24 protein-coding genes are annotated in these 26,667 nt (G+C 64.7%); 13 read left to right on the plus strand and 11 right to left on the minus strand.

What is annotated here, in order from left to right:
- Positions 1-12 precede the first annotated feature (12 nt).
- Entirely contained in the window at positions 13-1,557 is a 1,545-nt protein-coding gene (locus ACGYLC_RS13370) for an MORN repeat-containing protein (protein ID WP_394423313.1), read from the minus strand.
- Between the two features lie 192 nt (positions 1,558-1,749).
- Between ACGYLC_RS13370 and ACGYLC_RS13375 the strand changes: the two genes are divergently transcribed.
- From ACGYLC_RS13375 to ACGYLC_RS13385, 3 genes are all read left to right on the plus strand, one after another.
- Positions 1,750-3,189, plus strand: a complete 1,440-nt coding sequence (locus ACGYLC_RS13375; RefSeq protein WP_394423314.1) for a nitrilase-related carbon-nitrogen hydrolase — start codon at positions 1,750-1,752, stop codon at positions 3,187-3,189.
- A 247-nt stretch (positions 3,190-3,436) separates the two neighbouring features.
- Positions 3,437-4,117 carry a DUF1236 domain-containing protein gene (locus ACGYLC_RS13380; protein ID WP_394423315.1) on the plus strand — a complete coding sequence of 227 codons (681 nt, stop codon included), beginning with the start codon at positions 3,437-3,439 and terminating at the stop codon, positions 4,115-4,117.
- Between the two features lie 103 nt (positions 4,118-4,220).
- On the plus strand, positions 4,221-4,595 hold the full coding sequence (locus ACGYLC_RS13385) for an antibiotic biosynthesis monooxygenase family protein (RefSeq protein ID WP_394423316.1): 375 nt from the start codon (positions 4,221-4,223) through the stop codon (positions 4,593-4,595).
- Here the strand turns inward: ACGYLC_RS13385 and ACGYLC_RS13390 are convergent.
- Both ACGYLC_RS13390 and ACGYLC_RS13395 read right to left on the minus strand, forming a co-directional pair.
- Positions 4,592-6,121, minus strand: coding sequence for a cryptochrome/photolyase family protein (locus ACGYLC_RS13390; RefSeq protein WP_394423317.1), 1,530 nt, complete (start codon positions 6,119-6,121; stop codon positions 4,592-4,594). The genes ACGYLC_RS13385 and ACGYLC_RS13390 overlap by 4 nt on opposite strands.
- Positions 6,115-6,795, minus strand: coding sequence for an SDR family NAD(P)-dependent oxidoreductase (locus ACGYLC_RS13395; protein WP_394423318.1), 681 nt, complete (start codon positions 6,793-6,795; stop codon positions 6,115-6,117). The genes ACGYLC_RS13390 and ACGYLC_RS13395 overlap by 7 nt, the downstream gene beginning before the upstream one ends.
- Positions 6,796-7,079: 284 nt before the next feature.
- Here ACGYLC_RS13395 and ACGYLC_RS13400 point away from each other — a divergent pair, with 284 nt between their 5' ends.
- Positions 7,080-8,648: a 2-isopropylmalate synthase gene (locus ACGYLC_RS13400; RefSeq protein WP_394423319.1), complete on the plus strand. Its 1,569-nt coding sequence runs from the start codon at positions 7,080-7,082 to the stop codon at positions 8,646-8,648.
- A 230-nt stretch (positions 8,649-8,878) separates the two neighbouring features.
- On the opposite strand, the gene ACGYLC_RS13405 is transcribed toward ACGYLC_RS13400, so the two are convergent.
- A complete protein-coding gene (locus tag ACGYLC_RS13405; protein ID WP_394399664.1) occupies positions 8,879-9,460 on the minus strand; it encodes a VOC family protein in 582 nt (193 codons plus the stop codon).
- 190 nt (positions 9,461-9,650) lie between these two features.
- Here ACGYLC_RS13405 and ACGYLC_RS13410 point away from each other — a divergent pair, with 190 nt between their 5' ends.
- From ACGYLC_RS13410 to ACGYLC_RS13435, 6 genes are all read left to right on the plus strand, one after another.
- Positions 9,651-10,697 carry a rod shape-determining protein gene (locus ACGYLC_RS13410; RefSeq protein WP_040700660.1) on the plus strand — a complete coding sequence of 349 codons (1,047 nt, stop codon included), beginning with the start codon at positions 9,651-9,653 and terminating at the stop codon, positions 10,695-10,697.
- Positions 10,698-10,768: 71 nt separating this feature from the next.
- Complete coding sequence (mreC, locus tag ACGYLC_RS13415; protein WP_394399666.1) at positions 10,769-11,671, plus strand: rod shape-determining protein MreC; 903 nt, start codon at positions 10,769-10,771, stop codon at positions 11,669-11,671.
- Entirely contained in the window at positions 11,668-12,207 is a 540-nt protein-coding gene (locus ACGYLC_RS13420; protein WP_394399668.1) for a rod shape-determining protein MreD, read from the plus strand. Before mreC ends, ACGYLC_RS13420 begins: the two co-directional genes overlap by 4 nt.
- Positions 12,208-12,222: 15 nt before the next feature.
- Positions 12,223-14,172, plus strand: coding sequence for a penicillin-binding protein 2 (gene mrdA / locus ACGYLC_RS13425; RefSeq protein WP_394423320.1), 1,950 nt, complete (start codon positions 12,223-12,225; stop codon positions 14,170-14,172).
- Positions 14,169-15,308: a rod shape-determining protein RodA gene (gene rodA / locus ACGYLC_RS13430; RefSeq protein ID WP_394399673.1), complete on the plus strand. Its 1,140-nt coding sequence runs from the start codon at positions 14,169-14,171 to the stop codon at positions 15,306-15,308. The genes mrdA and rodA overlap by 4 nt, the downstream gene beginning before the upstream one ends.
- Before the next feature lie 3 nt (positions 15,309-15,311).
- Positions 15,312-16,250 carry a 2-hydroxyacid dehydrogenase gene (locus tag ACGYLC_RS13435; RefSeq protein WP_394423321.1) on the plus strand — a complete coding sequence of 313 codons (939 nt, stop codon included), beginning with the start codon at positions 15,312-15,314 and terminating at the stop codon, positions 16,248-16,250.
- Between the two features lie 15 nt (positions 16,251-16,265).
- Here the strand turns inward: ACGYLC_RS13435 and ACGYLC_RS13440 are convergent, their stop codons facing one another.
- The 5 genes from ACGYLC_RS13440 to ACGYLC_RS13460 form a co-directional block, all read right to left on the minus strand.
- A complete protein-coding gene (locus tag ACGYLC_RS13440; protein WP_394423322.1) occupies positions 16,266-18,278 on the minus strand; it encodes a M3 family metallopeptidase in 2,013 nt (670 codons plus the stop codon).
- 48 nt (positions 18,279-18,326) lie between these two features.
- The gene (locus ACGYLC_RS13445; protein WP_394423323.1) at positions 18,327-19,364 is read right to left on the minus strand and encodes a HesA/MoeB/ThiF family protein; all 1,038 of its coding nucleotides are present in this window, start codon (positions 19,362-19,364) and stop codon (positions 18,327-18,329) included.
- Positions 19,364-19,816, minus strand: coding sequence for a dUTP diphosphatase (dut, locus tag ACGYLC_RS13450; RefSeq protein ID WP_394423324.1), 453 nt, complete (start codon positions 19,814-19,816; stop codon positions 19,364-19,366). Before dut ends, ACGYLC_RS13445 begins: the two co-directional genes overlap by 1 nt.
- 9 nt (positions 19,817-19,825) lie before the next feature.
- Positions 19,826-21,019 (minus strand): bifunctional phosphopantothenoylcysteine decarboxylase/phosphopantothenate--cysteine ligase CoaBC, encoded by a 1,194-nt coding sequence (coaBC, locus tag ACGYLC_RS13455; RefSeq protein ID WP_394423325.1) that lies wholly within the window; start codon positions 21,017-21,019, stop codon positions 19,826-19,828.
- An 81-nt stretch (positions 21,020-21,100) separates the two neighbouring features.
- Complete coding sequence (locus tag ACGYLC_RS13460) at positions 21,101-21,979, minus strand: RNA polymerase factor sigma-32 (RefSeq protein WP_394399685.1); 879 nt, start codon at positions 21,977-21,979, stop codon at positions 21,101-21,103.
- A gap of 98 nt (positions 21,980-22,077) precedes the next feature.
- Between ACGYLC_RS13460 and cobU the strand changes: the two genes are divergently transcribed.
- The 3 genes from cobU (at position 22,078) to ACGYLC_RS13475 (ending at position 24,798) form a co-directional block, all read left to right on the plus strand.
- Positions 22,078-22,599, plus strand: a complete 522-nt coding sequence (gene cobU, locus ACGYLC_RS13465) for a bifunctional adenosylcobinamide kinase/adenosylcobinamide-phosphate guanylyltransferase (protein ID WP_394399687.1) — start codon at positions 22,078-22,080, stop codon at positions 22,597-22,599.
- Entirely contained in the window at positions 22,596-23,177 is a 582-nt protein-coding gene (locus tag ACGYLC_RS13470) for a histidine phosphatase family protein (protein WP_394399689.1), read from the plus strand. The genes cobU and ACGYLC_RS13470 overlap by 4 nt, the downstream gene beginning before the upstream one ends.
- 103 nt (positions 23,178-23,280) lie before the next feature.
- The gene (locus ACGYLC_RS13475; protein ID WP_394423326.1) at positions 23,281-24,798 is read left to right on the plus strand and encodes a YifB family Mg chelatase-like AAA ATPase; all 1,518 of its coding nucleotides are present in this window, start codon (positions 23,281-23,283) and stop codon (positions 24,796-24,798) included.
- Here the strand turns inward: ACGYLC_RS13475 and ACGYLC_RS13480 are convergent.
- Both ACGYLC_RS13480 and gshB read right to left on the minus strand, forming a co-directional pair.
- Entirely contained in the window at positions 24,761-25,678 is a 918-nt protein-coding gene (locus ACGYLC_RS13480; protein WP_394423327.1) for an alpha/beta hydrolase, read from the minus strand. The genes ACGYLC_RS13475 and ACGYLC_RS13480 overlap by 38 nt on opposite strands.
- Positions 25,675-26,610, minus strand: coding sequence for a glutathione synthase (gshB, locus tag ACGYLC_RS13485; protein WP_394399695.1), 936 nt, complete (start codon positions 26,608-26,610; stop codon positions 25,675-25,677). The genes ACGYLC_RS13480 and gshB overlap by 4 nt, the downstream gene beginning before the upstream one ends.
- Positions 26,611-26,667 lie beyond the last annotated feature (57 nt).

Consider the following 26,667-nt stretch of genomic DNA (forward strand, 5'->3'; position numbering starts at 1 on the left):
CAAAGGCGGGGGTCAGCCCCCGTCTGCTGCGGTGCCGGTCTGCGTGGGCGTGGCCTCTGACGTATCCGCGTCGGTGCTGTCTTCGGGCGCGGGTGTTTCGGTGGCCGCGTCCTCACCGTCAGCCTCTTCCGAAGCCGCATCCGCCGCCTCCGAGGTTTCGGCCCCGGCGCTCTCATCGCTCAGCGCGCCATTCTCCCATTCGCCCGAGGCTTCTTCGCCGCTGGCATAGCGCATGGTGCCGCTGCCCTGCCGCTTGCCCGCTTTGAACGTGCCCTCATAGACATCGCCATTGGCATAGGTCGCAACACCCTGACCTTCGATCTCGCCCTCGGTCCACGCGCCCTCATAGACGAAACCGCTGGCCATGGTGATCTTGCCCTGACCGTGGCGCTGGCCGTTCCTGAAGGCCCCCTCATAAACGGTGCCATCGGGATAGGTCGCCTTGCCCTGCCCATGCCGCTGGCCGTCCTGCCAGCCGCCCTCATAGCGGTAGCCATCGGCATAGGTCATCACGCCCTGGCCATGATTGCGGGCATCCTTGAATTCGCCTTCATAGACCACGCCATTGGTATAGGTGGCGATGCCCTCGCCCTCGATCACCCCGGCGACCCATTCGCCCTCATAGGTGGAGCCATCGGGATAGGTGATCTTGCCCGTGCCATCGGCAAGATCATTGCGGAAGGTGCCGACATAGACCGACCCGTCGGGATAGGTCACCTGCCCCTCGCCTTCGATCTGCCCGGCCACCCAAGAGCCGGTGTAGACATAGCCATCGGTGCCGGTGAAGGTGCCCTGCCCATCGCGGCGGTCATCCTTGAAATCGCCCTCATAGGTGTCACCGTTTTCATAGGTGACCTTGCCCTTGCCCTCGCGGCGGCCCGCGACCAGCGTGCCTTCGTAGACATCGCCGTTGGGCTGCGTCAACGTGCCGGAGCCGTCGATCTGGCCGTCTTTCCACTTGCCGACATAGACCAGCCCGTCGGGCATGGTCAGCGTGCCTTCGCCGCTGCGTTTGCCGGCTTCGATCGCGCCTTCATAGACCGCGCCATCGGGGTAGGTGATCGTGCCAACGCCCTGTTTGACGCCATCGACCCAATCGCCTTTGTATTCATAGCCACCGGGGCTTTGCATCACGCCCTTGCCGTGGTGCTTGGCGTTGCGAAACTCGCCCTCATAGCGCACGCCATTGGCGTAGATCGCCACGCCCTGCCCCATGATCGCGCCCGCTTCCCATTCGCCTTCATAGGTGCCGCCATCGGCAAAGGTGATCTTGCCCAGCCCGTCGGGCTTGCCCTTGGCGAAATTGCCCTCATAGACCGATCCGTTGGGGAAACGCGCGACGCCTTCGCCCTTGATCTCCCCCTCGACCCACTCGCCGGAATATTCATAGCCATTGGGCAGCTTATAGGTGCCGGTGCCATGCTGGAGACCGCCTTGAAAGGTGCCCTCATAGATGCCGCCGTCGTCATATTCCTTGGTCAGCACCTGCCCGTCCTGCGCCGCAAGCGGCGTGGCCAGAAGGGCGATCAGACAGAGGGGCAGGCTGCGGTGCAACATGGGCGGAAATTCCCGATCTCGTTAAGTGGCATTTGGCCCGAGGTTACGGGTGATGGCGGGCAGAGGCAACGTGTTTGCAAGACGGGCGCGCCGGTTTGGGCGGATCCCGCGCTGCCGTGCCTGCGCGCAGGGGTTTCGCCCCCCGCCCGATCTGCTAGATCCACCTGACGCCTGCCAACACGGAGCCGCGCCATGTCAGACCGTTTCCGCCTCACCCTCGGGCAGTTGAACCCGACCGCCGGTGATCTGCCCGGGAACGCGGCATTGGCCCGCGACGCCTGGCAGGCCGGACGCGACGCAGGCGCGCAGATGGTCGCCCTGCCCGAACGCTTCCTGGCAGGGCATGACGCAGAAGAACTGTTCCAGAACCCTGCCTACCAGCGCGATGTCCTGGCGCAGCTTGAAGCACTGGCCGCGCATTGCGCCGATGGCCCCGCCTTGGCTTTGGGCGCACCTTGGGTCGCGGCGGGCAAGATCCACAACGCTTACCTCATCCTGCAAGGCGGAAAGATTGCCCAAAGGGTGCTGCAACACGCGCCCCGCCCGCGCGGTCTGTTCGATCCCGCGCCGATCAGCGGCCCCTATGCGGTGGCGGGGCTGCGCATAGGCTCTCCCATCGGCGCGGATGGTGAGACGGGCGACGTGGCCGAAACCCAGGCCGAGACGGGGGCCGAACTGCTGCTGATCCCCAATGCCACGCCCCATCTGCGCGGCGCGATGGAGCGGCGCCTCAACCACATGGTCGCGCGGGTGATCGAGACGGAACTGCCGGTGATCCACCTCAATAGGACTGGCGGCGCGGATGAGACGGTCTTTGACGGCGCCACATTCGCGCTGAACCCCGGCGGCAAGCTGGCATTGCAGATGCCCGCCTTCGACACGGCGCTTGCTCATGTCGATCTGGCGCGCGGACCGGAGGGCTGGCGGATCGTGGAAAGCGCCTTCGCGCCGCAGCCGGAGGCACAGGAACGGGACTACCGCGCCTTGGTCGTGGGGCTGCGGGACTATGTTGCCAAAACCGGCGCCTCGAAGGTGGTGATGGAACAGGCAGAGGGGAACGATACCGCGCTCGCGGCAGCGATAGCCCGGGATGCTTTGGGGGCCAAAAATGTCCGTCAGATCGCAGTCCCTACGGAGGGTGATCTACATGCCACGCTGCACGAAACCCTGGCAGAGCTGGGCGCGAAGGGCGGCGCCGACACCCTCGCCCTGCCCCTGCGCGACCTGATCCTGCGTGCGCTGGCCGGTGACGCCGGGGAAATATTGCTTTCGCCGCAGAACAAATCCGCCGCCGTGATGGGACAAGGGGCCATATCCGGCGATTTCAACCCGATCAAAGACCTGTATCAAACGGAAGTGCATGCGCTTTGCCAGTGGCGCAACAAGACCCACCACCCGTGGATGCTCGGCCCGGCGAACACGGTGCTGCGCCTCTCCGAACCATCCGCAGAGGATAGGCAGTTGGATGATATCCTGCACATTTTGCAGAACGCGCAGGGCAGTGCGGAGGACTGCGCCGCGGCGGGGCTGGACCGGCAGACCGCCCGAAGTGTCGCAGAACGCCTCCGCAGCCGCTCACGAAACAGCCGTTCCACCCCGGGCCCACGCATTTCCTCCACACGTGCCACATGATGCGGCGACAGCCCATAACGTCGCGCCCAACGCTTGGGTTTCCAACAAACTGCACAGCCGCGGAGGCAGGCATCATTCCGCCGATGCCGGGCAGTTTGCCGCTCAAATATGCAGCAAAAGGGCGCAACGGCTCAGCACTCCGCGAACAGCGTGGAACGAACCCTCTTTCCCATTGTTGTCCGAACACGACCAACAACGGCGCCGGACATCCCGCAGGGCACTCCCCGCCGAACAGAAAGGGTAAGAGATGAATATCGTCAAACTTGGAATGGTATCCGCCATCGCTCTGGGTGCCGCTGCACCCGTCTATGCACAATCGGCCGAAGCCTATGCGGCAACCGATCTCAACATCCGTTCGGGCCCCGGCCCTCAGTATGACATCGTCGGCGTCATCCCCGGTGGCGAAGCTGCCATGGTGGAAGGCTGCCTTGACGGCCAATCTTGGTGCCAAGTCTCCTTTGGCGACGCGACAGGTTGGTCCTATTCCGATTACCTCGCCGTTGAAGTCGAAGAGCAGGCTGTGGCCCTGACCACGCGCCCCGCGACCGTCGAAGTGGGCACCGTGACCTATGAAGACCCCGAAGGCACCGCCGAGAATGAAACCGCTGGCGCTGCTGCTGGCGCGACGATTGGTGCGCTGACGGCCTATGCCGTGGGTGGCCCGATCGGTGGCATTATCGCGGGTGGCATTGCCGGTGGCGCCGCTGGCTCCGCCGCCGCTGAACCCGAAGAATCCACCATCACCTACGTCCGCGAGAACCCGGTCGAAACCGTGTACCTCGACGGTGAAGTCGTGGTCGGCGCGGGAATCCCTACATCGGTAACCACCTATGAGGTGCCGGAATCCACATACCGCTATGTGAACATCAACGGCGCGACCGTGATCGTCGATAACGAGACCAACCTGATCGTCGACGTTGTACGCTAAGCCGTCACAGGGTTAGCTAAAGAAGGCTCGGAGCGTGATCTCCGGGCCTTTTCTTTGCCCGAAGATTGGGGCTAGCATGGGGCAGCAAGTGCAGGGAGCCAGCATGATCGCCGTCATTTTCGAAGTCTTCCCCGACCCAGACCGCCGCGCGGAGTACCTCGATATCGCAGCCAAGATGCGGCCGCTGTTGGAAGAGGTGGACGGTTTTATCTCTGTCGAACGGTTCCAAAGCCTGACCAACCCCGAGAAACTGCTTTCGCTATCCTTCTTCCGCGACGAAGAGGCGGTGCAAAACTGGCGCAAGCTGACCGCCCATCGCGGCGCGCAGGCCGCAGGGCGCGAGGGGATATTTATCGACTACCACCTGCGCATTGCCCATGTGATCCGCGACTATGGCATGTTCGACCGCGCCGAAGCGCCACAGGACAGCCGGGATATCCACCCGCCGCGGCCCGCGCCCACGGCAGGTCGCGCCTAAACCGTCTCGCCCGCGTCCAACCGTTGCAACCATCTATCCGCATCGCGCAGAACCGCCTCACGCCGGTCGGCATCCATACGGTCCCAGGTGGCATAGATGTTCTTCATCCGCATATTGCCCTGAAACCGTTCGCGATGGCGGTCAAGGAAATGCCAGTAGAGCAGGTTGAACGGGCAAGCCTTCGGCCCCGCCTTGGTGCTGACGCTGTAGCTGCACCCTTTGCAGTAATCCGACATGCGATTGATATAGGCCCCGGAGGAGACATAGGGTTTCGAGGCGATCACCCCGCCATCGGCGAATTGGCTCATGCCCACCGTGTTGGGCGCTTCGACCCATTCATAGGCGTCCGCATAGACCTCTAGATACCACTCATGCACCTGATGCGGGTCGACCCCCGCCAGCAGGGCGAAATTGCCCGTCACCATCAGCCGTTGGATATGGTGGGCATAGGCGTGTTTCTGGGTCTGCCCCACGGCCTGCCGCAAGCAATTCATCTGCGTCGCGGCCCCCCAGTAGAAGGCGGGCAAGTCCCGATCATGGCGCAGCACATTGCGCGCCACATAGTCCGGCCCTTCGAGGAAATAGATGCCGCGCACATATTCGCGCCAACCGAGGATCTGGCGGATGAACCCTTCGGCGGCGTTGATCGGCACGTCTCCTGCCTGCCACGCTTCCTCGGCGGCGCGGCAGACCTCCATGGGGTCCAGCAGTCCGAGGTTCAGATAGGGCGAGATCAGCGCGTGAAAGAGATAGGGCTGCCCCTCCAGCATCGCGTCCTGATAGTCGCCAAAGCGCGGCAGGGCATGGGCGATGAAATGACCCAGCACCTGCAAGGCTTCCGCGCGCGTTGTGGCAAAGTCAAAGGGGTGCAGATCGCCGAAGTTATCGCCATAGCGCGCCGCCACCAGTTCCAGCACCGCCTCCACCTCGGCATCCGGAGCGAAGGTCAGCGGGCCGGGGATATCAAGCCCCTCCTTCGGAGGTTTGCGGTTGTCGTGGTCGAAATTCCACTTGCCGCCCGCGGGGGCGTCGCCCTCCATCAGCAACCCTGTCTCGCGGCGCATCTCGCGATAGAAGTATTCCATCCTGAGCGCCTTGCGCCCCTCGGCCCAATCCTCAAACCGTTTGCGGCTGGCGATGAAACGGTCGTCCGGCAAAAGCCGGGTGGGGATCGGCGCGTGGGTTAGCTTGTTGATCAGACGCCACTCCCCCGGCTCAGTCACGATCACCTCGCCCGCGCCCGTCTCCCCGGCCCGGCGGAGCAATTCGCCGACGATCGAACCCGCATTCTCGGGATCGTCCAAGGGGGTGTAGCGCAGCGTCCAGCCGTCTTTCTCCAACGCACGGGCGAACTTGCGCATCGCGGCAAAGACCAGTGCAATTTTCTTAGGATGGTGGCGGACATATTCCGCCTCCTGCGCCACTTCGGCCATGACCACCACATCGCGCGCCTTGTCGGCCGCGCGCAGGGACGACAGGTTCAGCGAGAGTTGATCGCCCAGAACCAGCACTAGACGGCTCACCATGGCACCGCCTTTCCGGCCCAATCAAAGAACCCGCCGCTCGCCTCCGGGGTCAGCCCGTCGATCACCCGCAACAGATTGCCCGCCGCTTCGGGAGCCGGAACAGCCGGATGGCGGCCAAGGTATTTCTCCGTGAAGGGCGTCTCTACCGTGCCGGGGTGTAGCGCCACGCAGATGCTTTGCGGATGAGAGCGGGTCAGTTCGATCGCGGCGGTATGCACGATCTGGTTCACCGCCGCCTTGGCGCTGCGGTAGCTGATCCAACCGCCCAGACGGTTGTCCCCGATGGAGCCGACCCGCGCCGAGAGCACGGCGAAAACCGCCCGCCTGTCGCGCGGCAAGAGCCGCCCCGCGTGTCGCAGGACCAGCGCCGGGCCGACGGCGTTGAGCGCGAATTGATCCAGCATTGCCTTTTGCGTGATGGCGCGCAGCGACTTTTCCGGCGTGGCCCCGTCGATCTCCAACGCGCCGGTGGCGACGATCACCGCGTCGAAAGGGCCGCTCAGCCCCTCCAGCGCCGCATTGACAGATGCCTCATCGGTCAGGTCCAGCCCATCGCTGGCGCGAGAGAACGCCGTTACCTCATCGCCGCGCGCGCGCAGCGCCTCGCTCAGCGCCGCGCCGATCCCGCCACTGGCCCCGATCACCAGCACCCGCGCGCTCACGCCGCCGCCCATGGTATCGCTTGTCGCTGCATCCCGATCTCCCTTGCTAATAGGCAGATAGGCGGCGCTGACGCAGGGGCAAACAAAAGCCGCAACACCCCCTTTTCATTTGAAAAGACGGGCGTATAACTACTGCCATGACACAGGCCGTCCATATCCCGACCCTGCCGCGCAACTGCGCGGGCCTGCTGCGCGCCAACTTGCTGCACCTAATCCGCCTCTGAGCGTGCCCTTCGGCGCGCCCGCTCAGAGGGATGTGTCGCGCGCCAAGGATACCAGCAAAGAAAGAACCCAGGATGACAGATATGACGAAACAGGACCGTGTGCTGATTTTTGACACCACCTTGCGGGATGGCGAACAATCCCCCGGGGCGACGATGACCCATGCCGAGAAGCTGGAGATCGCGCAGCTTCTGGACGAGATGGGCGTCGACATCATCGAGGCCGGTTTTCCCATCGCCTCAGAAGGCGACTTCAAAGCGGTTTCCGAGATCGCGCGGCAGAGCCAGAACGCCGTGATCTGCGGCCTTGCCCGGGCGCAACTGGGCGACATCGACCGTTGTTGGGAGGCAGTGAAACACGCAGCCCAGCCGCGCATTCACACTTTCATCGGCACCTCGCCGCTGCACCGCGCCATCCCGAACCTCACCAAAGATGAAATGGCCGACCGCATCCATGAGACGGTGAGCCACGCCCGCAACCTCTGCGACAACGTGCAATGGTCCCCGATGGACGCCACGCGGACCGAGCTCGACTACCTCTACCGGGTGGTGGAGATTGCCATCAAGGCGGGTGCCACGACGATCAACATCCCCGACACCGTGGGCTATACCGCCCCGCGCGAGAGCGCCGAGCTGATCGCGAAGCTCTTGGAAAACGTGCCCGGCGCGGATGAGATCGTCTTTGCCACCCATTGTCACAACGACCTCGGCATGGCGACGGCCAACTCCCTCGCCGCCGTGGAGGCCGGGGCGCGGCAAATCGAATGCACCATCAACGGCCTTGGCGAACGCGCGGGCAATACCGCGCTGGAAGAGGTCGTCATGGCGCTCAAGGTGCGCAACGACATCATGCCATACGAGACCCGCATCGACAGCCGCAAGATCATGAACATCTCGCGCCGAGTCGCCGCCGTCTCGGGCTTTGCTGTGCAGTTCAACAAGGCCATCGTCGGCAAGAACGCCTTTGCCCATGAGAGCGGCATCCACCAAGACGGTATGCTGAAGAACGCCGAGACCTTCGAGATCATGCGCCCCGAGGACGTGGGCCTCACCGAGACCAATATCGTCATGGGCAAGCACTCGGGCCGCGCTGCGCTGCGCTCCAAGCTCGAAGACCTCGGGTTTGAACTGGGCGACAACCAGCTTAAGGATGTTTTCGTGCGGTTCAAGGAATTGGCCGACCGCAAAAAGGAAATCTATGAGGATGACCTCATTGCGCTGATGCGCACCGCGACGGACCCCGAGGAAGACCGTATCCGCCTGAAATCGCTCAAGGTCGTTTGCGGCACCGATGGCCCACAGACCGCCGATATGGTGCTTGAGATCGACGGCGCGGAGCAGACCACCAACCAGACCGGCGACGGCCCCGTCGATGCGGCGTTCAACTGCATCAAGGCGCTGGTGCCACATTCCGCGCGGTTGCAGCTTTATCAGGTGCATGCGGTGACCGAGGGCACCGACGCGCAGGCGACGGTTTCCGTGCGGATGGAGGAAGAGGGCCGCATCGTGACCGGCCAGTCGGCGGATACCGATACCGTGGTAGCGAGCGTCCGGGCCTATATCCACGCGCTCAACCGCCTGCTGGTGCGGCGCGAGAAGGGCGGCACGGACAAGCGCGAGATTAACTATAAAGATGTGAGCTGAGCTATAGGGCGGGGGAGACCCCGCCTTATTTACGTATACAGTATGGAAGTAGGGCATCGTCTGCCCGCGGGGTGGCGAACCAAACCTTAGTTCATACCACTTTATTGATCTGCCATGGCGCACCCTTAAAGTGGCATACCCAGCCTCACTAAATCGCCTCCCCGTCCGGGCGGGCAGGCGATGCCCGGCGCCTGCGGCTTGATTCCGGGCTGGGGATGCCCACTACCCCATCAATACGGGTTCTTCGCCCCGCGATCCGCACTTAGCGATGCCTGCCCCCGCTCGACAATCATCACCACCGCATCCGCGAGATGCTGCCGCTGGATATGATCATCCCCCGCCGCAACCCGCAGCTTATGCGCCTCCAGCATCACCTCGGCATGGCTCGACCCGCGCGGCGGGATGAAAGTGTAGCAGGCCAGTTCGATCAACAGCCCCAGCGGATCCTTGAAGTAGATCGAATGCATGAACCCCCGGTCCTTCACGCCGGAATGCCCGATGCCCCGGGCCTCCAACCGCGCGGGCACCTGATCGAACATCGCGCGGTCGACCTCGAAGGCCAGATGATGCACGCAGCCCGGGTCCATCGGCGTGCGGTTGTGCACCCGCTTGCGGTTCTCATTCGTAAAGATCGTGATCAGCCGCCCGTCGCCGGGATCGAAATACAAATGCCCCTCGTCCGGGTCATCCAGATTGGGCTGATCAAAGATGAAAGGCATCCCCAACACCCCCTCCCAGAAGTCGATCGAGCTTTGCCGGTCCGCCCCGGTGAGGGTGATGTGATGCACTCCAAGTGTCTGTATTTTCTGCATGGTATCGCCGACCTCCGCCTGTGCTGCGCCCTAAATATACCGCTCTATGATAGCGCGGCGGCAATATCGCGCCACCTTTGCGGTCTTGCCCCTTTCACCCTGCCCCCGTGCGCCCTATAAGAGCCAATAGCCCGCGCGTGGACCCATGCAAGCGGGCCTGTCCGAATTGTTGCAAGGCTCCGCTACTGTTATGTCCATCCTCGATCAATTCCGCGGCCTGTTCTCCTCTGATATGGCGATCGACCTCGGCACCGCGAACACGCTGGTTTACGTCAAGGGCAAGGGCATCGTGCTGAGCGAACCTTCGGTTGTGGCCTATCACGTCAAGGACGGCGTCAAGAAAGTGCTCGCCGTGGGTGAAGACGCCAAGCTCATGCTGGGCCGCACGCCGGGCAGCATCGAGGCGATCCGCCCGATGCGCGAAGGTGTCATCGCGGATTTCGACACCGCCGAGGAGATGATCAAACACTTCATCCGCAAGGTGCACAAGCGCTCGACCTTCTCGAAGCCCAAGATCATCGTCTGCGTCCCCCATGGCGCCACCCCGGTGGAAAAACGCGCGATCCGCCAGTCGGTGTTGTCGGCAGGCGCGCGCCGCGCGGGCCTGATCGCCGAGCCGATCGCCGCCGCCATCGGCGCGGGCATGCCGATCACCGACCCGACGGGCAATATGGTCGTCGACATCGGCGGCGGTACCACCGAAGTCGCGGTGCTTTCGCTGGGCGACATCGTTTATGCCCGCTCGGTCCGCGTCGGCGGTGACCGGATGGATGAGGGCATCATCAGCTACCTGCGCCGCCAGCAGAACCTGCTGATCGGGGAGACGACGGCCGAGCGGGTCAAGACCTCCATCGGCACGGCGCGGATGCCTGACGACGGGCGTGGCACCTCGATGCAGATCCGGGGCCGCGACCTGTTGAACGGTGTGCCGAAAGAGATCGAAGTCACGCAGGCCCAGATCGCCGAGGCGCTGGCCGAACCGGTGCAGCAGATCTGCGAAGCGGTGATGACCGCGCTGGAAACCACGCCGCCCGACCTTGCCGCCGACATCGTTGACCGCGGCGTGATGCTCACGGGCGGCGGTGCGCTGCTGGGTGATCTCGATCTCGCGCTGCGCGAACAGACGGGGCTTGCGATCTCGGTCGCGGACGAGCCGCTCAATTGCGTGGCCCTCGGCACCGGCAAGGCGCTGGAATACGAGAAGCAGCTGCGCCACGCGATCGACTACGACAGTTAACACTGGCAAGTTAGCCAGACCCGGCATGCGGCGACACCGCCCCGCCTGACCGGGTGGGAGTTTCGGCACAGATGGCCAAGGACCGTTCCAGTTCCAGCGATTTCACCGGCCCGCTGCGGCGGCTGCTGCTGGCCGTGCTGGTGCTGGCGTTGACCGGCATCTTCTTGCTGTGGCGCATCGACAGCCCGCGGGTCGAGCGGTTTCGCGCGCAGGTGACCGACCGTTTCGTGCCCAACCTCGACTGGGCCATGGCCCCGGTCACCGGCACCATCAACCTGCTGCGCGACTTCCAAAGCTACCAGCGCCTGAGCGAACAGAACCGCGAGCTGCGCTCGGAACTGCGGCAGATGCAGGCGTGGAAAGAGGCGGCGCTTCAGCTGGAGCAAGAGAACGCCCGGCTTCTGGACCTCAACAACGTGCGGCTCGACCCGCGGCTGACCTTCATCACCGGCACGGTGCTGGCCGACAGCGGCTCGCCCTATCGCCAGTCGGTGCTTTTGAACGTCGGCGCGCGCGACGGGCTGGTCGAGGGCTGGGCTACGATGGACGGCATCGGCCTTGTGGGCCGCATCGCGGGGGTGGGCAAGAACACCGCGCGGGTGATCCTGCTGACAGATGCTTCCAGCCGTATTCCGGCGACGATCCAGCCCTCGGGCCAACGCGCCATCGTCGCGGGCGACAACAGCGCCGCGCCGCCTTTGGATTTCATCGAGAACCGTGAGTTGGTCCGCCCAGGCGACCGGGTGATCAGCTCGGGCGATGGCGGCGTGTTCCCGGCGGGCATCCTGATCGGTCAGGTGGCCGCCGATCCGGGCGGGCGGCTGCGCGTGCGGCTGGCGGCGGATTACGAGCGGTTGGAGTTCCTGCGCGTGTTGCGCCATCACGGCAATGAAACCGTGCCGGATACCGCCCATGTCATCACCTCTGACGGCCCCTTGGCCGATCCGGCAGCGCCGGTCGGGGTGCAGCCATGACCGATCTGTCGCGCAGCCGCCTCTGGGTCATGCGCCTGAGCTTTGTCGCGCTGACACTGGTGATCCTGTTCTTCCACCTTCTCCCGCTTGAGACGACCCCGCGCGCTTGGGCCGGGCCGGACCTGCTGCTGGGCTTTGCCTGTGCCTGGGGGCTCCGACGGCCTGAATACGTGCCCTCGCTTTTTCTGGCGCTGGTCTTTCTGCTGGCGGACCTGTTGCTGCAACGCCCGCCCGGACTTTGGGCGGTGCTGGCCCTGATCGGGGTCGAGAACCTCAAATCGCGGGGGCGGCACCTGCGGGATGCGAGCTTTGCCGCTGAATGGCTGACCGTGGCAGTAATCCTGACCATGGTGATCTTTGCCAACCGTATCTTGCTCAGCCTTGCGCTGGTGCCGACGCCTTCGCTGACGCTGAACCTCACGGAATTGGCACTGACGACTCTTGCTTATCCGCTGATCGTAGCGGTGACCCATGGTATCATGGGCGTGCGCAAGACCGCGCCGGGCGATCTGGATGCGCTTGGCAAACGGGTGTGATCGGGGAGCGATGAGATGAGACGGAGCCGCGCCGACAATGATGCGACCCACACGCGCCTGACGCGCCGCGCCGCCCTTTTGGGCGGGGCTCAGCTGCTGTTCATGGGCGGGCTGGCCGCGCGCATGCGCTATCTACAAGTCGATCAGGCCGACCAATTCCGCCTGCTGGCCGAAGAGAACCGCATCAACATCCGCCTGATCCCCCCCGCCCGGGGTGAGATTTTCGACCGCAACGGAGTGCAGCTTGCTGACAATGTGCCCTCCTACCGGATCGTCATGGTCCGCGAAGATGCGGGCGACGTGGAAGCGGTGATGGAGCGGCTCGCCCAAGTCATCGAGATCGACGAGGAGACCCGCGAACGCGCCATGACCGAGATGTCGCGCTCTGCCCCCTTCCTGCCCGTCACCATCGTCGATGACGTCAGTTGGGAAGTCGTGAGCAAGGTCAGCGTCAATGCCCCCGCCCTGCCCGGCGTCACGCCCGAAGTGGGCCTGACCCGCGTCTACCCGCGCGGCGCGGATTTCGCCCATGTGGTGGGCCGCGTGGGCCGGGTGAGCCAAGCCGACCTCGACGCGCTGGAGAACCCCGATCAGGTGCTGCGCATCCCGCGCTTTCAGATCGGCAAGATCAACGTCGAGGCCCGCGCCGAAAACCTGCTGCGCGGCGCGGCGGGCACCAAACATGTGGAGGTCAACGCCACGGGCCGCGTGATGCGCGAGTTGGAGCGGCGCGAGGGGCAGGCCGGAGCCGATCTGCAACTGACCGTGGACGCCAATCTGCAACGCTATGTGCAGGCCCGTCTGGGCGAGGAAAGCGCCGCCGTGGTCATCATCGACTGCGAGAATGGCGATCTGGCCGCCCTCGCCTCCTCCCCCAGCTACGACCCGAACCTATTTATCGGCGGCATTTCCTCGGCGGATTACAACCCGTTGCTGAACTCGAAATACCGCCCGCTGGTGAACAAACCCGTGCAGGGCACCTACCCGCCCGGCTCGACTTTCAAGATGATCGTGGCGCTCGCCGCAATCGAAGAGGGCATCGTCACCCCCGATGAGACGGTCTATTGCCCCGGCCATCTTGAGGTCGCAGGGCGGCGGTTCCACTGTTGGAAACGCGCGGGCCACGGTTGGGTCGATCTGCAACATTCGCTCAAGCAGTCCTGCGATGTCTATTACTACGATCTGGCGGTAAAGGTCGGGATTGAGAAAATCACCGCCATGGCGAACCGCTTTGGCCTTGGGATCAAACATGACTTGGCGCTGTCCTCGGTCGCGGGCGGGCTTGCGCCCACAAAACAGTGGAAACGCTCGGCCCGGGGTGAGGATTGGGTTGTGGGCGATACGGTCAACGCCTCTATCGGGCAGGGTTTCACCCTCTCCTCCCCGCTGCAACTGGCGGTGATGAGCGCGCGGATCGCCACGGGCCGCACGGTGACACCGCGGTTGATCAAATCCATCGACGGGGTGGAGCAACCCAGCGGCGCGGGCGAGCCGATGGGGCTGAACGAAAACAACCTGCGCCAATTGCGCAAGGCGATGTACGACGTGGTGAACGACCGCCGCGGCACCGGCTACCGCAGCCGCATTATCGACGACACGATGCGCATGGCGGGCAAGACCGGCACCAGTCAGGTGCGCAACATCACCGCCGCCGAACGCGCGCGCGGTGTGACCAGCAACGCCGACCTCCCGTGGGAGCGGCGCGATCACGCGCTTTTTGTCTGCTTTGCGCCCTATGACAAACCGAAATACGCAGCCTGCGTGCTGGTGGAACACGGCGGCGGCGGCTCGACCGCCGCAGCCCCGATTGCGCGCGACGTGATGTTGCAGGCCATGGCGGGCGGCGAGCCGCCGCTCGAAGCCTACCCCAAGTCCGACCGGGGCCGCATCGCCACCCAGCAAGAGGAACTGCGCAACACCACGCCCGAGACGACCGCCAAGCTGGAGGGGAAGGATCAGGCATGAGCTATCTTGAGCATACGGTCAAATCCGTCCCCACGGGGCTGCGCAAAATCCTCTTTATGAACTGGCCGCTGGCGATCCTGCTGACCAGTGTCGCGGGCGTCGGCTTTCTGATGCTCTATTCGGTCGCGGGCGGGTCATTCTCGCCCTGGGCCGAACCGCAGATGAAACGTTTCGCCATGGGCATGGCAATTATGTTCACCGTGGCGATGGTGCCGATCTGGCTTTGGCGCAACCTGTCGGGTGTGGCCTATGGGGCGACCTTGGTGCTGCTGGTCGCGGTCGAACTCTTCGGCTCTGTCGGCATGGGCGCGCAGCGTTGGATCGACATCGGCTTCATGCGGCTGCAACCGTCGGAACTGATGAAGATCACGCTGGTCCTGTTTCTGGCGGCCTATTACGACTGGCTGCCGGTCAAAAAGGTCTCGCGCCCCTTTTGGGTGCTGCTGCCCATTCTGATCATCGTGATCCCCACCGCACTGGTGCTGAAACAGCCCGACCTTGGCACCTCGATCCTGTTGCTGACCGCCGGGGGCGGGCTGATGTTCCTCGCAGGCGTGCATTGGGCCTATTTCGCCGCCGTCATCACCGCCGCCATCGGGCTGATCACCGCCGTTTTTCAGTCGCGCGGGACACCGTGGCAACTGCTGAAAGACTACCAATACCGCCGCATCGACACCTTTCTCGACCCCAGCCAAGACCCGCTTGGCGCGGGCTATCACATCACCCAGTCGAAGATCGCACTCGGCTCGGGCGGCTGGTCGGGCCGGGGCTATATGCAGGGCACCCAATCGCGGCTGAACTTCCTGCCCGAGAAACACACCGACTTCATCTTCACCACATTGGCCGAAGAGTTCGGCTTCGTCGGAGGCGTCTCCCTTCTGGGGCTTTACGCGCTGATCATCCTGTTCTGCGTGGCCTCGGCGGTGAAGAACAAGGACCGGTTTTCAAGCCTGCTGACCCTTGGCATCGCGCTGAACTTCTTTCTCTTTTTCGCCGTTAACATGTCGATGGTCATGGGGCTGGCCCCCGTGGTTGGCGTGCCACTGCCGATGGTGAGCTATGGCGGCTCGGCCATGCTGGTGCTGCTGCTGGCTTTCGGCTTGGTGCAATCGGCGCATGTTCATAGACCGAGGTAATTCATGACGATCAACATTCTCTTCGCCGCCAAAGCCGAACGCTGGGACGGCTACGAACAGCCTTTGAACGCAGCGCTGCGCAAGGCCCTGCCGGGGCAGGATTTCACGCTGGCCACCGATCTGCCGCCCGAAGAGGTCGACTATATCGTCTATGCCCCGAACAGCGAGTTGCAGGACTTCACCCCCTACACGCGCGCCAAGGCGGTGCTGAACCTCTGGGCCGGGGTCGAGGCGATCACCGGCAATGAGACCTTGAAAATACCGCTGGCGCGGATGGTGGACTTCGGCCTGACTCACGGCATGGTCGAATGGTGCACGGGCCATGTGCTGCGCCATCATCTGGGGATGGATACCGATATCCTGCGCACGGATGCCAAATGGGAGCCGCGCACCCCGCCGCTGGCGCGCGAGCGCAGTGTCGCGGTGCTGGGCATCGGGGCGCTCGGCCAAGCGGTGGCCGAGGCGCTGGTGGGTCTGGGCTTTGACGTGACCGGCTGGTCGCGCAGCGCGAAGCGGATCGAAGGCGTGCGCTGCCTGCACGGCGACGACGGCCTTGCGGAGGCGCTGACACGCGCCGAAATCGCCGTGCTTCTGATGCCCGACACGCCCGCCACACGAGACGTTCTGAACGAAAAGACGCTAGCGCAGATGCCCAAAGGCGCGTTCATCATCAATCCCGGTCGCGGGCCGCTGATTGACGACGACGCCTTGCTGGCGGCGCTCGACAGCGGGCAGATCGCCCATGCGACGCTGGATGTCTTCCGGGTGGAGCCGCTGCCTGAGGATCACCGCTATTGGGCACATCCGAAGGTGACCGTGACCCCGCATATCGCGGCGGCCACGCGCAACGACACCGCCTCAGAAGTTATCGCCGAGAACATCCGCCGCAGCGAGGCCGGTGAGCCTCTGCTGCATCTGGTGGATCGCGACCGGGGGTATTGACCCCCGGCCCCTGACCTACGCCGCCAGCCCGCGCCCTTTGAGCAGCGCCTCGACCCCCGGCAGACGTCCCCGGAATGCGGTGTACAGCTCCGCCGGATCACGGCTGCCGCCGGTCGAGAGGATGTGTTCCTCCAGCGCCTCGGCACGTTCCGCATCAAAAGCCCCGCCCGCTTCCTCGAAGGCGGCGAAGGCGTCGGCGTCCATCACCTCGGACCACATGTAGCTGTAGTAGGCGCTGGAATAGCCGTCGCCCGAGAAGACATGGGCGAATTGCGGGGTGGCGTGGCGCATGCGGATCGCCTGCGGCATGCCGATGCTGCGGAGCACCTCGGCCTGTTTCGCCATCGGATCGACGGGCGGTTCGCCATCGTGGAACTCCAGATCGACAAGGGCGGAGGCGATGTATTCCACCGTCTGAAAGCCCATGTCGAAGGTCGCGGCCTTCAGCACCTTGTCGAGCATCTCCCGCGGCATCGCCGCGCCCGTCCGCGCATGGGTGGCGAATTTCTGCAGCACCTCGGGCTGGTCCAGCCAGTGCTCAAAAAGCTGGCTCGGCAGTTCCACGAAGTCGCGCGCCACCGAGGTGCCGCTGACGCTTTCATAGGTCACGTCCGAGAGCATCTGGTGCAGCGCATGGCCGAACTCGTGGAACAGCGTGCGCGCATCGTCATAGGACAGCAGCGCCGGATCGCCCTTGGCGAAGTTGCAGACATTGATCACCACTGGCGCCTGCGCGCGCGGGAACTTCGCCTGGCTCCGCATTGCCGAGCACCATGCGCCCGAACGTTTCGAGCCGCGTGCGAAATAGTCGCCGATGAAGACCGCCACATGCTTGCCGCCCCGCGTCACCTCCCACGCCCGGCAGTCGGGGTGGTAGAGCGGCACGTCGAGCGGGGCGAACTCCAGCCCGAACAGCCGGTTGGCGCAGTCGAAGGCCGCGTCGATCATCCGGTCGAGCTGGAAATAGGGCTTCAGCGCCGCCTCATCGAGGTCATGCTCGGCGGCGCGCCGCTTCTCGGCGTAGTAGCGCCAGTCCCAGGGCTCCAGTGCACCGTTCACACCATCCTCGCGCATCAGCGCGGTCAGCACCTCGGCATCGGCATCGGCCTGCGCCTTGGCCGGCTTCCAGACCGACATCAGCAAGTCGCACACGGCGGCGGGCGTCTTGGCCATCTCGGTTTCGAGCTTGTAGGCGGCGAAATTGTCGTAGCCGAGCAGTTCGGCGCGTTCCTTGCGCAGGGCCAGCGTTTCCGCTGCGATCTCGCGGTTGTCGGTCTCACCACCGTTCGCGCCCCGCGCTTCCCATGCGCGAAAGGCCTTCTCGCGCAGGTCGCGGCGGTCGGAGAATTGCAGGAAGGGTACGATGAGCGAGCGCGAGAGCGTGATCACCGGGCCGTCGGCGCCCTTCTCCTCCCCCGCCGCGCGGGCGGATTCTACGACGAAATCCGGCAGGCCGGTCAGGTCGTCTTCGGAAAGTTCCATGAACCACGCGCGCTCGTCGGCCAGCAGGTTCTGGGTGAACTGCGTGCCCAGAAACGCCAGCCGTGCCTTGATCTCCTTCATGCGCTCGGCGGCCTCGCCGGTCAGCGCGGCCCCGGAGCGGACGAAGCCACGATGCGTCAGCATCAGCACGCGGGCCTGTTCCTCGGTCAACTCGAGCGTGTCGCGCGCCTCCCAGACGGCGGCGATGCGCGAAAACAGCGCTTCGTTGCCCGAGATCGCCGACTGGTGCGCGGCGAGCTTGGGCGAGAAGTCGCGCTGCAACGCCTCCCGCGCCGGGTTGCTGTCCGCGCCCGCGACGGTGAAGAACACGCTCAGCACCTTGTCGAGCGCCGCGCCGGAGGCTTCCAGCGCCTCAATGGTATTGGCGAAGCTCGGGGCCTCGGGGTTGTCGGCGATGGCGTCGATCTCGGCCCGGTGGGCGGCGAGCGCTTCGTCCAGCGCGGGCGCGAAATCCTCGTCGGAAATACGGTCAAAGGGGGCGATGCCGAAGGGGGTTTCCCATTCGGTCAGAAGCGGGTTTGTCATGCAGGTCTCCTTTGCGCCCAAGATGGGGCGCGCCGGGGGGACATGCAATCACCCGCCGCAGGTTTCGCAGCCCTTACGCCGTTTCAGCCCGATCTTGCGGGTCTCGCCGTAAAGCCCGTCGTAGATCATCATCTCGCCGCGCAGCACGCTGCCCGCGCCGGTAATGAGCTTCACCGCCTCCAGCGCCATCATCGTGCCGATTACACCGGGCAGCGGGCCGATGACCCCGGCCTCGGCGCAGGAAGGCGCAAGTCCCGCCGCCGGCGCTTCGGGGAAGATACAGCGATAACAGGGCGCGCCGCGGGCGGGGTCGAAGACGCTGAGCTGCCCCTCCCATTGGCTGAGCGCGCCGGAAATTAGCGGCTTGCCCGCAACGACGCAGGCGGCATTGACGCGATAGCGGGTGTCGAAATTGTCGGTCCCGTCAAGCACGAGGTCATAGTCGGCCACGAGGTCTTCGGCGATCTCATCGGTCAGACGACGGTGGTAAGGGCGGACCGTGATATGGGGGTTCTGGGCCAGCATCTCGGCTTCGGCCGAGAAGACCTTGGGCATGCCGATGGAAGCATCCTTGTGGATCACCTGCCGTTGCAGATTGGCGTTTTCGACTGCGTCATCGTCGATCACCCCAATGGTGCCGACCCCCGCCGCAGCGAGGTACTGCAGCGCGGGCGCGCCGAGACCGCCCGCGCCGATCACCAGCACCTTGGCGTTCTTCAGCGCCTTCTGGCCAGCGCCGCCGACCTCGCGCAGCACGATGTGCCGGGCGTAGCGGTTCAACTCACTTTCAGAAAAACGGCCCGAATCGGGGGCTTCGGTCGGCGCGCCGCGCGTGGCGCGCGCGCGCAGGGTCGCCAGCCCCTGCCGGTAGAGCAGCACCAGCACCACAAAACCGCCCAAGAGCAGCCACGGCGCGGCGCTGCCGCCGGTGGCGAGCCGCAACGGATGGGTGGCCGGAAACAGCAGATGCAGCGCGACCAGCGCCAGATACATCAGCCCGATCAGCCCCGCGCGCAGCCCGCGCGGCAACCCAAGAAGGCCGCCGCCGAACCAAAGTGCCGCCGCGATAATCAAAACAGCCAACATCACCGCGCCCCCGTGGAGCCGAACCCGCCCGCGCCGCGCTGGGTCTCATCAAGGCATTCGACCAGATCAAAGTCCGCCTGCACCACCGGGGCCACGACCATCTGTGCGATGCGCATGCCATGTTCGACGGTGAAAGCCTCCGCCCCCATATTGCACATGATCACCCCCACCACGCCGCGATAATCGCTGTCGATGGTGCCGGGGCTGTTGATCAGGGTGATCCCATGCTTCAGCGCCAGACCCGAGCGGGGGCGGATCTGCACCTCGAACCCCTGCGGGATCGCCATCTGCAACCCGGTGGAGATCAGCGCCCGCGCGCCGGGGGTCAGTGTAACAGCGCCGCCGAGCAGATTGGCCCGCAGGTCCGCCCCCGCCGCCCCGGCGCTTTCATAGGCGGGCAGCGGCAGGCTGCGGTCCGCGCCCTCGGCCCAGCAGAGTTTGATCTTGGTCATTGTGCCCCCTCAGGCAAGTGCTGCGGCGATACGTTCGGCCAGACGGGCGGCCACGGCATCTTTGCCCATGCGCGGCCAATCCTCGGCCCCGGCATCGGTGATCAGCGTCACGGCGTTCTCGCGCCCGCCCATGATGCCTGTGGCAGGCGAGACGTCATTGGCGACGATCCAGTCACAGCCCTTGCGCGCGCGTTTCGCCTTGGCATGGGCCAGCACGTCGTCAGTCTCGGCGGCGAAGCCCACAACGAGCGGCGGGCGGCCTTCACAACGCTGGCTGATGGTTTTCAAAATGTCGGGATTCTCTGCGAAAGACAGGCTCGGCAGCTCATCCTTGGATTTCTTCAGCTTACGGTCCCCTGCCCCCTGCACATGCCAATCGGCCACTGCGGCCGCAAAGACGGCGGCATCGGCGGGCAATGCGGCCTCTACCGCTTGCATCATCTCTTGCGCGGTCTGCACGGGCACCACTTCGACGCCCTCGGGCGGGGCGACCTCCGCCGGGCCGGTGACAAAGACCACTTCGGCGCCCAGAGCCGTGAGCGCCCGCGCGATGGCTGTGCCCTGCGCCCCGGAAGAGCGGTTGGCGATATAGCGCACCGGGTCGATCGGCTCATGGGTGGGGCCGGAGGTGACGAGGATGCGCTTGCCCGCCAGCGGCCCCTGCCCCAGCCGCGCCTCTACCGCCGCGACAATCTCAAGCGGTTCGGCCATCCGCCCCGGCCCGTATTCGCCGCAGGCCATGTCACCGTCATTCGGCCCGACCATGGCGATGCCATCGCCGCGTAGGGTGGCGATGTTGCGCTGCGTCGCGGGGTGCTGCCACATCCGCACGTTCATCGCAGGCGCCAGCAGCACCGGCGTATCGGTGGCCAAAAGCAAGGTCGATGCCAGATCATTCGCCGCCCCCTGCGCCATCTTGGCCATCAGGTCTGCCGTAGCGGGGGCGACCACCAACAGGTCCGCCGCGCGGCTGAGCTGGATATGTCCCATCTCGGCCTCATCTCCAAGGTCGAAAAGATCGCGAAAGACCTTCACCCCGGTCAGGGCCGAGACGGAAAGCGGGGTGACAAACTCTTCGCCCGCGCGGGTCAGAACCGGAGTTACCTTGGCGCCACGCTCGCGCAGACGCCGGATCAGATCGAGGGATTTATAGGCGGCAATGCCGCCGCCGATGATCAGCAGAATATGTTTGCCCGACAGCATAAAGGCCCCCCGTTTGCGTTGGGGAGACCTTAATCCGGGGCGGGAAAATCTGCCAGCCCCGGCGGGCATCGCAATGCGGCGTCAGGCCAGAAAGGCAAAGACCTCACGCGATTGCATCTCAAGCGATTTGCGCATCTTGCCAAAGGCCGCGGCCTCAAGCTGGCGCACCCGCTCTTTGCTGAGGCTGAGCTCGTCGCCAAGGCTTTCCAAGGTACGCGCCGGATCCCGCAGTTTGCGTTCGCGCACGATGAATTGCTCGCGCTCGGACAGGCCCTGCATCGCCGTCAGCAACCAGTTGCGCAACTGTGCCGTGTCATGCGCTTCCTCGACACGTTCGGCGGCCTGCGTGCTTTCATCGGCCAGCGCTTCGATCCACTCGCGGCCCTCATCCTCGGCGCTTTGGGTGGCGTTCAGCGAGTAATCCGACCCCGACAGGCGGCCTTCCATCATCTCGACATCATGCAGCGGCACGCCGATCTCGGTCGAGATCATCTGGCGCAGCTGGTGCTTGTCCAGCGTCTCGCCCATAGCGGTGGCCTCGCGCTCCAAACGGGCTTGCACGCGGCGCATGTTGAAAAACAGCGATTTCTGCGAGGAGGTCGACCCCGTCCGCACCATCGACCAGTTGCGCATCACATGATCCTGAATGCTCGCCTTGATCCACCAGACCGCATAGGTCGAGAAGCGCACACCGCGGTCGGGGTCAAATTTGTCGGCGGCTTTCATCAGGCCGAGACCGGCCTCTTGGATTAGATCGTTCATCGGCGCGCCGTAGCGCTTGAACTTGCCGGCCATCGAGATCGCCAGACGCATGTAGGCGGTGATCAGACGGTGCAGCGCAGCCTCGTCGCGGTGATCGCGCCACGCATAGGCCAACTCCAACTCCGTCTCGGCATCGAGCAATTCGGCCTTCATTGCGGTGCGGGTGAGTGAAAATTCGCGAGCGGTCTGCAATGACATTTGGTATCCCCCTTGAGAAATGCGTGGCGCACCTTGTGATGGGCCGTTGGTGGAGATACGCAGAGACATGCCATTTGGTTCAAATATTTGGTGAGAAGATGTTGCCTAGAACTACCTTTGCCCTAGGCGGGGCGGCCTCGGGCAAATCGGAATGGGCAGAGGCCCTCGTGAATTCCAGCGGCATGTCAAAGACTTACCTCGCCACCGGGCGCATCTGGGATGACGAAGTTCAAGAACGCGTGAACAAACATCAAGCAAGGCGCGATGCGGGGTGGCGCACCGTGGAATCTCCGCTCGATCTGACCGAACCGCTGGCGAAATTGCCCGCCGGCGAAATCGTGCTGATCGACTGCGCGACCATGTGGCTCAGCAATCACCTGATGGAGGGGAGCGATCTGGAAGCCGCTCAGGCGCAGCTTTTGCAGGCCCTGCGGGGCTGTGCGGCACATTGGGTCGTGGTCTCGAACGAGGTCGGCCAAGGGATCGTGCCCGACAACGCCATGGCGCGCCAGTTCCGCGAGGCGCAGGGGCGGCTCAACATCGCCTTGGCCGCCGAGGCTGAGACGGTGGTGCAGGTCGTCGTCGGGCTGCCACAACTGCTGAAAGGGGAAATGCCGTGACCACTTGGCACTGGGTGCGCCACGGCCCGACCCATGAGAAGAACTTCGTTGGCTGGCGCGATGTCCCGGCGGATCTTTCCGATGCGCCCCGACTGGCACGGTTGAACCTACACCTGCCGGATGAGGCGCTGTTGGTCTCTTCGGACCTGATCCGCGCCGTGCATACGGCGGATGCGCTGGCCCTGCCTTCGCGCCGCCGCCTACCCCACGAGCTTGGGCTGCGCGAGCTGCATTTCGGCGCTTGGGACGGGCTGCATTTTTCAGAAGTCGCCGCACGCGACCCGGACCTCAGCCGCGCCTATTGGGAAACCCCCGGCGATGTCATGGCCCCCGAGGGCGAAAGCTGGAACCAGACCAAGGCGCGCGTCGACCGGGTGGTGGCGCGGATCAACGCCGCCCACCCCACTGCCCATGTGATCGCCGTGGCCCATTTCGGCGTAATCCTCACGCAGGTGCAGCAGGCCCAAGGCGGCGGGGCGCTGGAGGCGATGGCCCATAAGATCGACAACCTCTCGGTCACGCATCTGTCCCACGCCAACGGCCAATGGCGGGTCGAAGGGATCAATCACACGCCCTGACCCCACAGTGCCCTGACCCACAGTGCCCTGACCCACAGTGCCGTTAACCATTCCTAAACCCGTCTTGCCTACCGATTAACCATAGCAAGACGGAGCAGGGGTGATGGTATCGCGGGCCTATACGGTCGCATTTCAAGGGGTCGAGGCGCGCATCGTCGAGGTGCAATGCGCCGTCACCGCCGGGCTGCCGGGCTTTTCCATCGTCGGGCTGGCGGACAAGGCCGTATCGGAAGCCCGCGATCGGGTGCGCGCGGCGCTCAGCGCCTTGGCCATCGCGCTGCCCTCCAAACGTATCACTGTCAATCTCTCCCCCGCCGACCTGCCCAAGGAAGGCAGCCATTTCGACCTGCCCATCGCGCTGGCGCTGCTCTCGGCCCTCGATATCCTGCCGGATGACATCACCCAGTATGTGGTGGCCTTGGGGGAGCTTTCGCTCGACGGGACTCTGATGCCCGTTGTCGGCGCCCTGCCCGCCGCCATGGCCGCCGCCGCCGAGGACCGCAGCCTGCTTTGCCCCGCAGGGTCGGGGGCGGAGGCCGCATGGGTGGGCAAGACACAGGTCATCGCCGCCGCCAATCTGGGCGACGTGGTGCGCCACTACACCGGGCAGGTGCCGATCGCCCCCGCCGAGCCGGGCGAAGTGCCCCTCGCATTGGCGGGCCGCGACCTGCGCGAGGTTAAGGGCCAAGAACGCGCCAAACGCGCGTTGGAGATCGCCGCCGCCGGGCGGCACCACCTGATGCTGGTCGGCACGCCGGGGTCGGGCAAATCCATGCTGGCCGCGCGGCTGCCCGGCATCCTTCCCCCGCTCACGGCATCCGAGGCGCTTGAGACCTCGATGATCCACTCCCTCGCCGGGCTGCTGGATGAGGGCGGCATTTCCCGCAGCCGCCCCTTTCGCGAGCCGCATCACACGGCCTCTATGGCCGCGATCATCGGAGGCGGTCGGCAAGCGCGACCGGGGGAGGCATCTCTGGCCCATAACGGTGTGCTGTTCATGGACGAGTTCCCCGAGTTCAACCGCACGGTCCTCGAAACCCTGCGCCAACCGATCGAGACTGGCGAGGTCATGATCGCGCGGGCCAATGCCCATGTGAAATATCCCTGCCGCTTCATGCTCGTCGCGGCGGCGAACCCCTGCAAATGCGGCTACCTGCCTGACCCGGCCCGCGCCTGCGCCCGTGTTCCGGCCTGCGGCGAAGACTACCTCGGGCGCATCTCCGGCCCCTTGATGGACCGGTTCGACCTGCGCGTCGACGTGCCGCCCGTGAGCTACAGCGATCTTGACCTGCCCGCTACTGGCGAGACCTCGGCCGAGGTCGCGGCAAGGGTCGCTGCCGCGCGGGCGTTGCAATCCACCCGCTACACGCCGCATGACGGGATTTCAGTCAATGCCGATGCGCCGGGCGACTTGCTCGAAACCGTTGTCAGCCCAGATGCCGAAGCGCGGGCGCTGCTTCTGCGCGCGGCGGAACGGTTTTCCCTGTCGGCTCGCGGGTATCACCGGGTCATGCGTGTCGCGCGCACCATCGCCGATCTTGCAGGAGAACCCGAGGTCCGCCGCCCCCATATGGCCGAGGCGATCAGCTTTCGCCTGCCCGATCCGGCGGCAGGGCATTGATCCAATCGGCGAGGGCCGCAAGGCTCTGCCGCGCCTCGGGCAGGTGGTTCTGAAACAGCGGCCAGACATGCGGCAGATCATGGACCTCCTGCAAACTGGCCGACACGCCCGCTTCGCGTAGGCGGGCCGCCAAGCGGCGGCTGTCATCACGCAGGATTTCGCTGTCACTTACGGTGAGCCAGACGGGCGGCGCGCCTTTGAAATCGGCGAGAATGGGACTCGCCCGGGGGCTCTCCGCATCCTGCCCTCGAAGATAGAGCCGCGCCATTTCCCTAGCGCGGGCGGCGGGCAACAACACGTCGCGTTCGGCATTCTGCGTGAAACTTGGGCCCGAAAACGTCAGGTCCAACAAGGGGGACAGCCCAAAGGCGCCAGCAGGCAGCGCCGCCCCCTCGCGGCAAAGCTGCGCCAACAGGTCAAAGACCAGCGCGCCGCCCGCGCTGTCGCCACCAATTACGATGTTCCCCGCCGCGATGCCCATCTGACCAAGCGCATCCCAAGCCGCGCGGATATCTTGCGCAGGTTTGGGAAAAGCCGCCTCTGGCACCCGCGCATAGCGCGGCAGCACCGCCCGCGCACCGGTCAGCAGGGATAGGCGCGCGACCATCGCCCGGTGCGTCTCCGGACTGCCAAACACGAACCCGCCGCCATGGACGTAAAGGATCACACGCCCCGAAGAGGCCTGCGGCGGGGTCAGCCAAAGCGCCGATCCCGCCCCCGGCAGCCCCCGCCATTCGGCATGCACCGCGCGCGGTCCTTTGAAAAAGAGCCGCGCCTGCATCTCCATCGTGGCCCGCAGGAATTGCGGATTTCCATGCGCCAGCAAAGGTTTCTCTGTCAGACGCAGGTAACGGTTCAGAAGATGCTGGCGCAGGCTCACCCGCGCTTGGCCTCGATCGCCTCCCAGATTTTTCCGGCAATATTTTCGCCATCGAACCGTTCCAACTCTTGAATGCCGGTGGGAGAGGTCACGTTGATCTCGGTCAGATAGTCGCCGATCACATCGATCCCGACAAAGATTTGGCCCTTTTCCTTGAGCAATGGACCGATGGCCGCGCAGATCTCCAGATCGCGCTCCGTCAGCCCGACCTTCTCAGGCCGCCCGCCGACATGCATGTTCGACCGCGTCTCGCCCTCCGCCGGAACGCGATTGATCGCGCCCACCGGCTCCCCATCCACGAGGATGACGCGCTTGTCGCCTTTGGATACGGCAGGCAGGAATTTCTGAACGATCAGAGGCTCACGCGAGAAGCCGGTGAAGAGTTCATGCAGCGAGGTGAGGTTGCGGTCATTGGCGTCCAGCCGGAACACACCGGCACCGCCATTGCCGTAAAGCGGTTTCAGGATCACATCGCCATGCTTCGCCTTGAAGGCTTTGATGGTCGAAAGGTCGCGCGCAATCGTGGTGGGCGGTGTCAGATCGGGGAAATCGAGGACCAGAAGCTTTTCGGGGTAATTGCGGACCCAAAAGGGATCGTTGACCACCAAGGTGGTCTCTTTCAGCCGATCCAGCAGATGGGTCGAGGTAATGTAATGCATGTCGAAAGGCGGATCCTGACGCAGCCAGACCACGTCGAAATCCGCCAAATCGACCTCGCGCTCTTCTCCGAACCGCGCGTGATCGCCCTGCAGGCGCTGCACGGTAAAGTCATAGCCCCGCGCGGTGATCCGCCCCTCTTGATACGCCAGATGATCGGGCGTGTAAAAGAACAGTTCATGCCCCCGCGCCTGCGCCTCTTCGGCCAACCGAAAGCTGCTGTCGGCATTGATGTTCACGTCCCCGATCGGGTCCATTTGAAAGGCGATTTTCATCGGCGTCCCCCGCTGCTTACCTTTGTCGTGATCCGACCCGGACCGACGGTGCAGGCA

The sequence above is a fragment of the Sulfitobacter sp. 1A12157 genome (assembly GCF_043557345.1).
Taxonomy (GTDB): Bacteria; Pseudomonadota; Alphaproteobacteria; order Rhodobacterales; family Rhodobacteraceae; genus Sulfitobacter.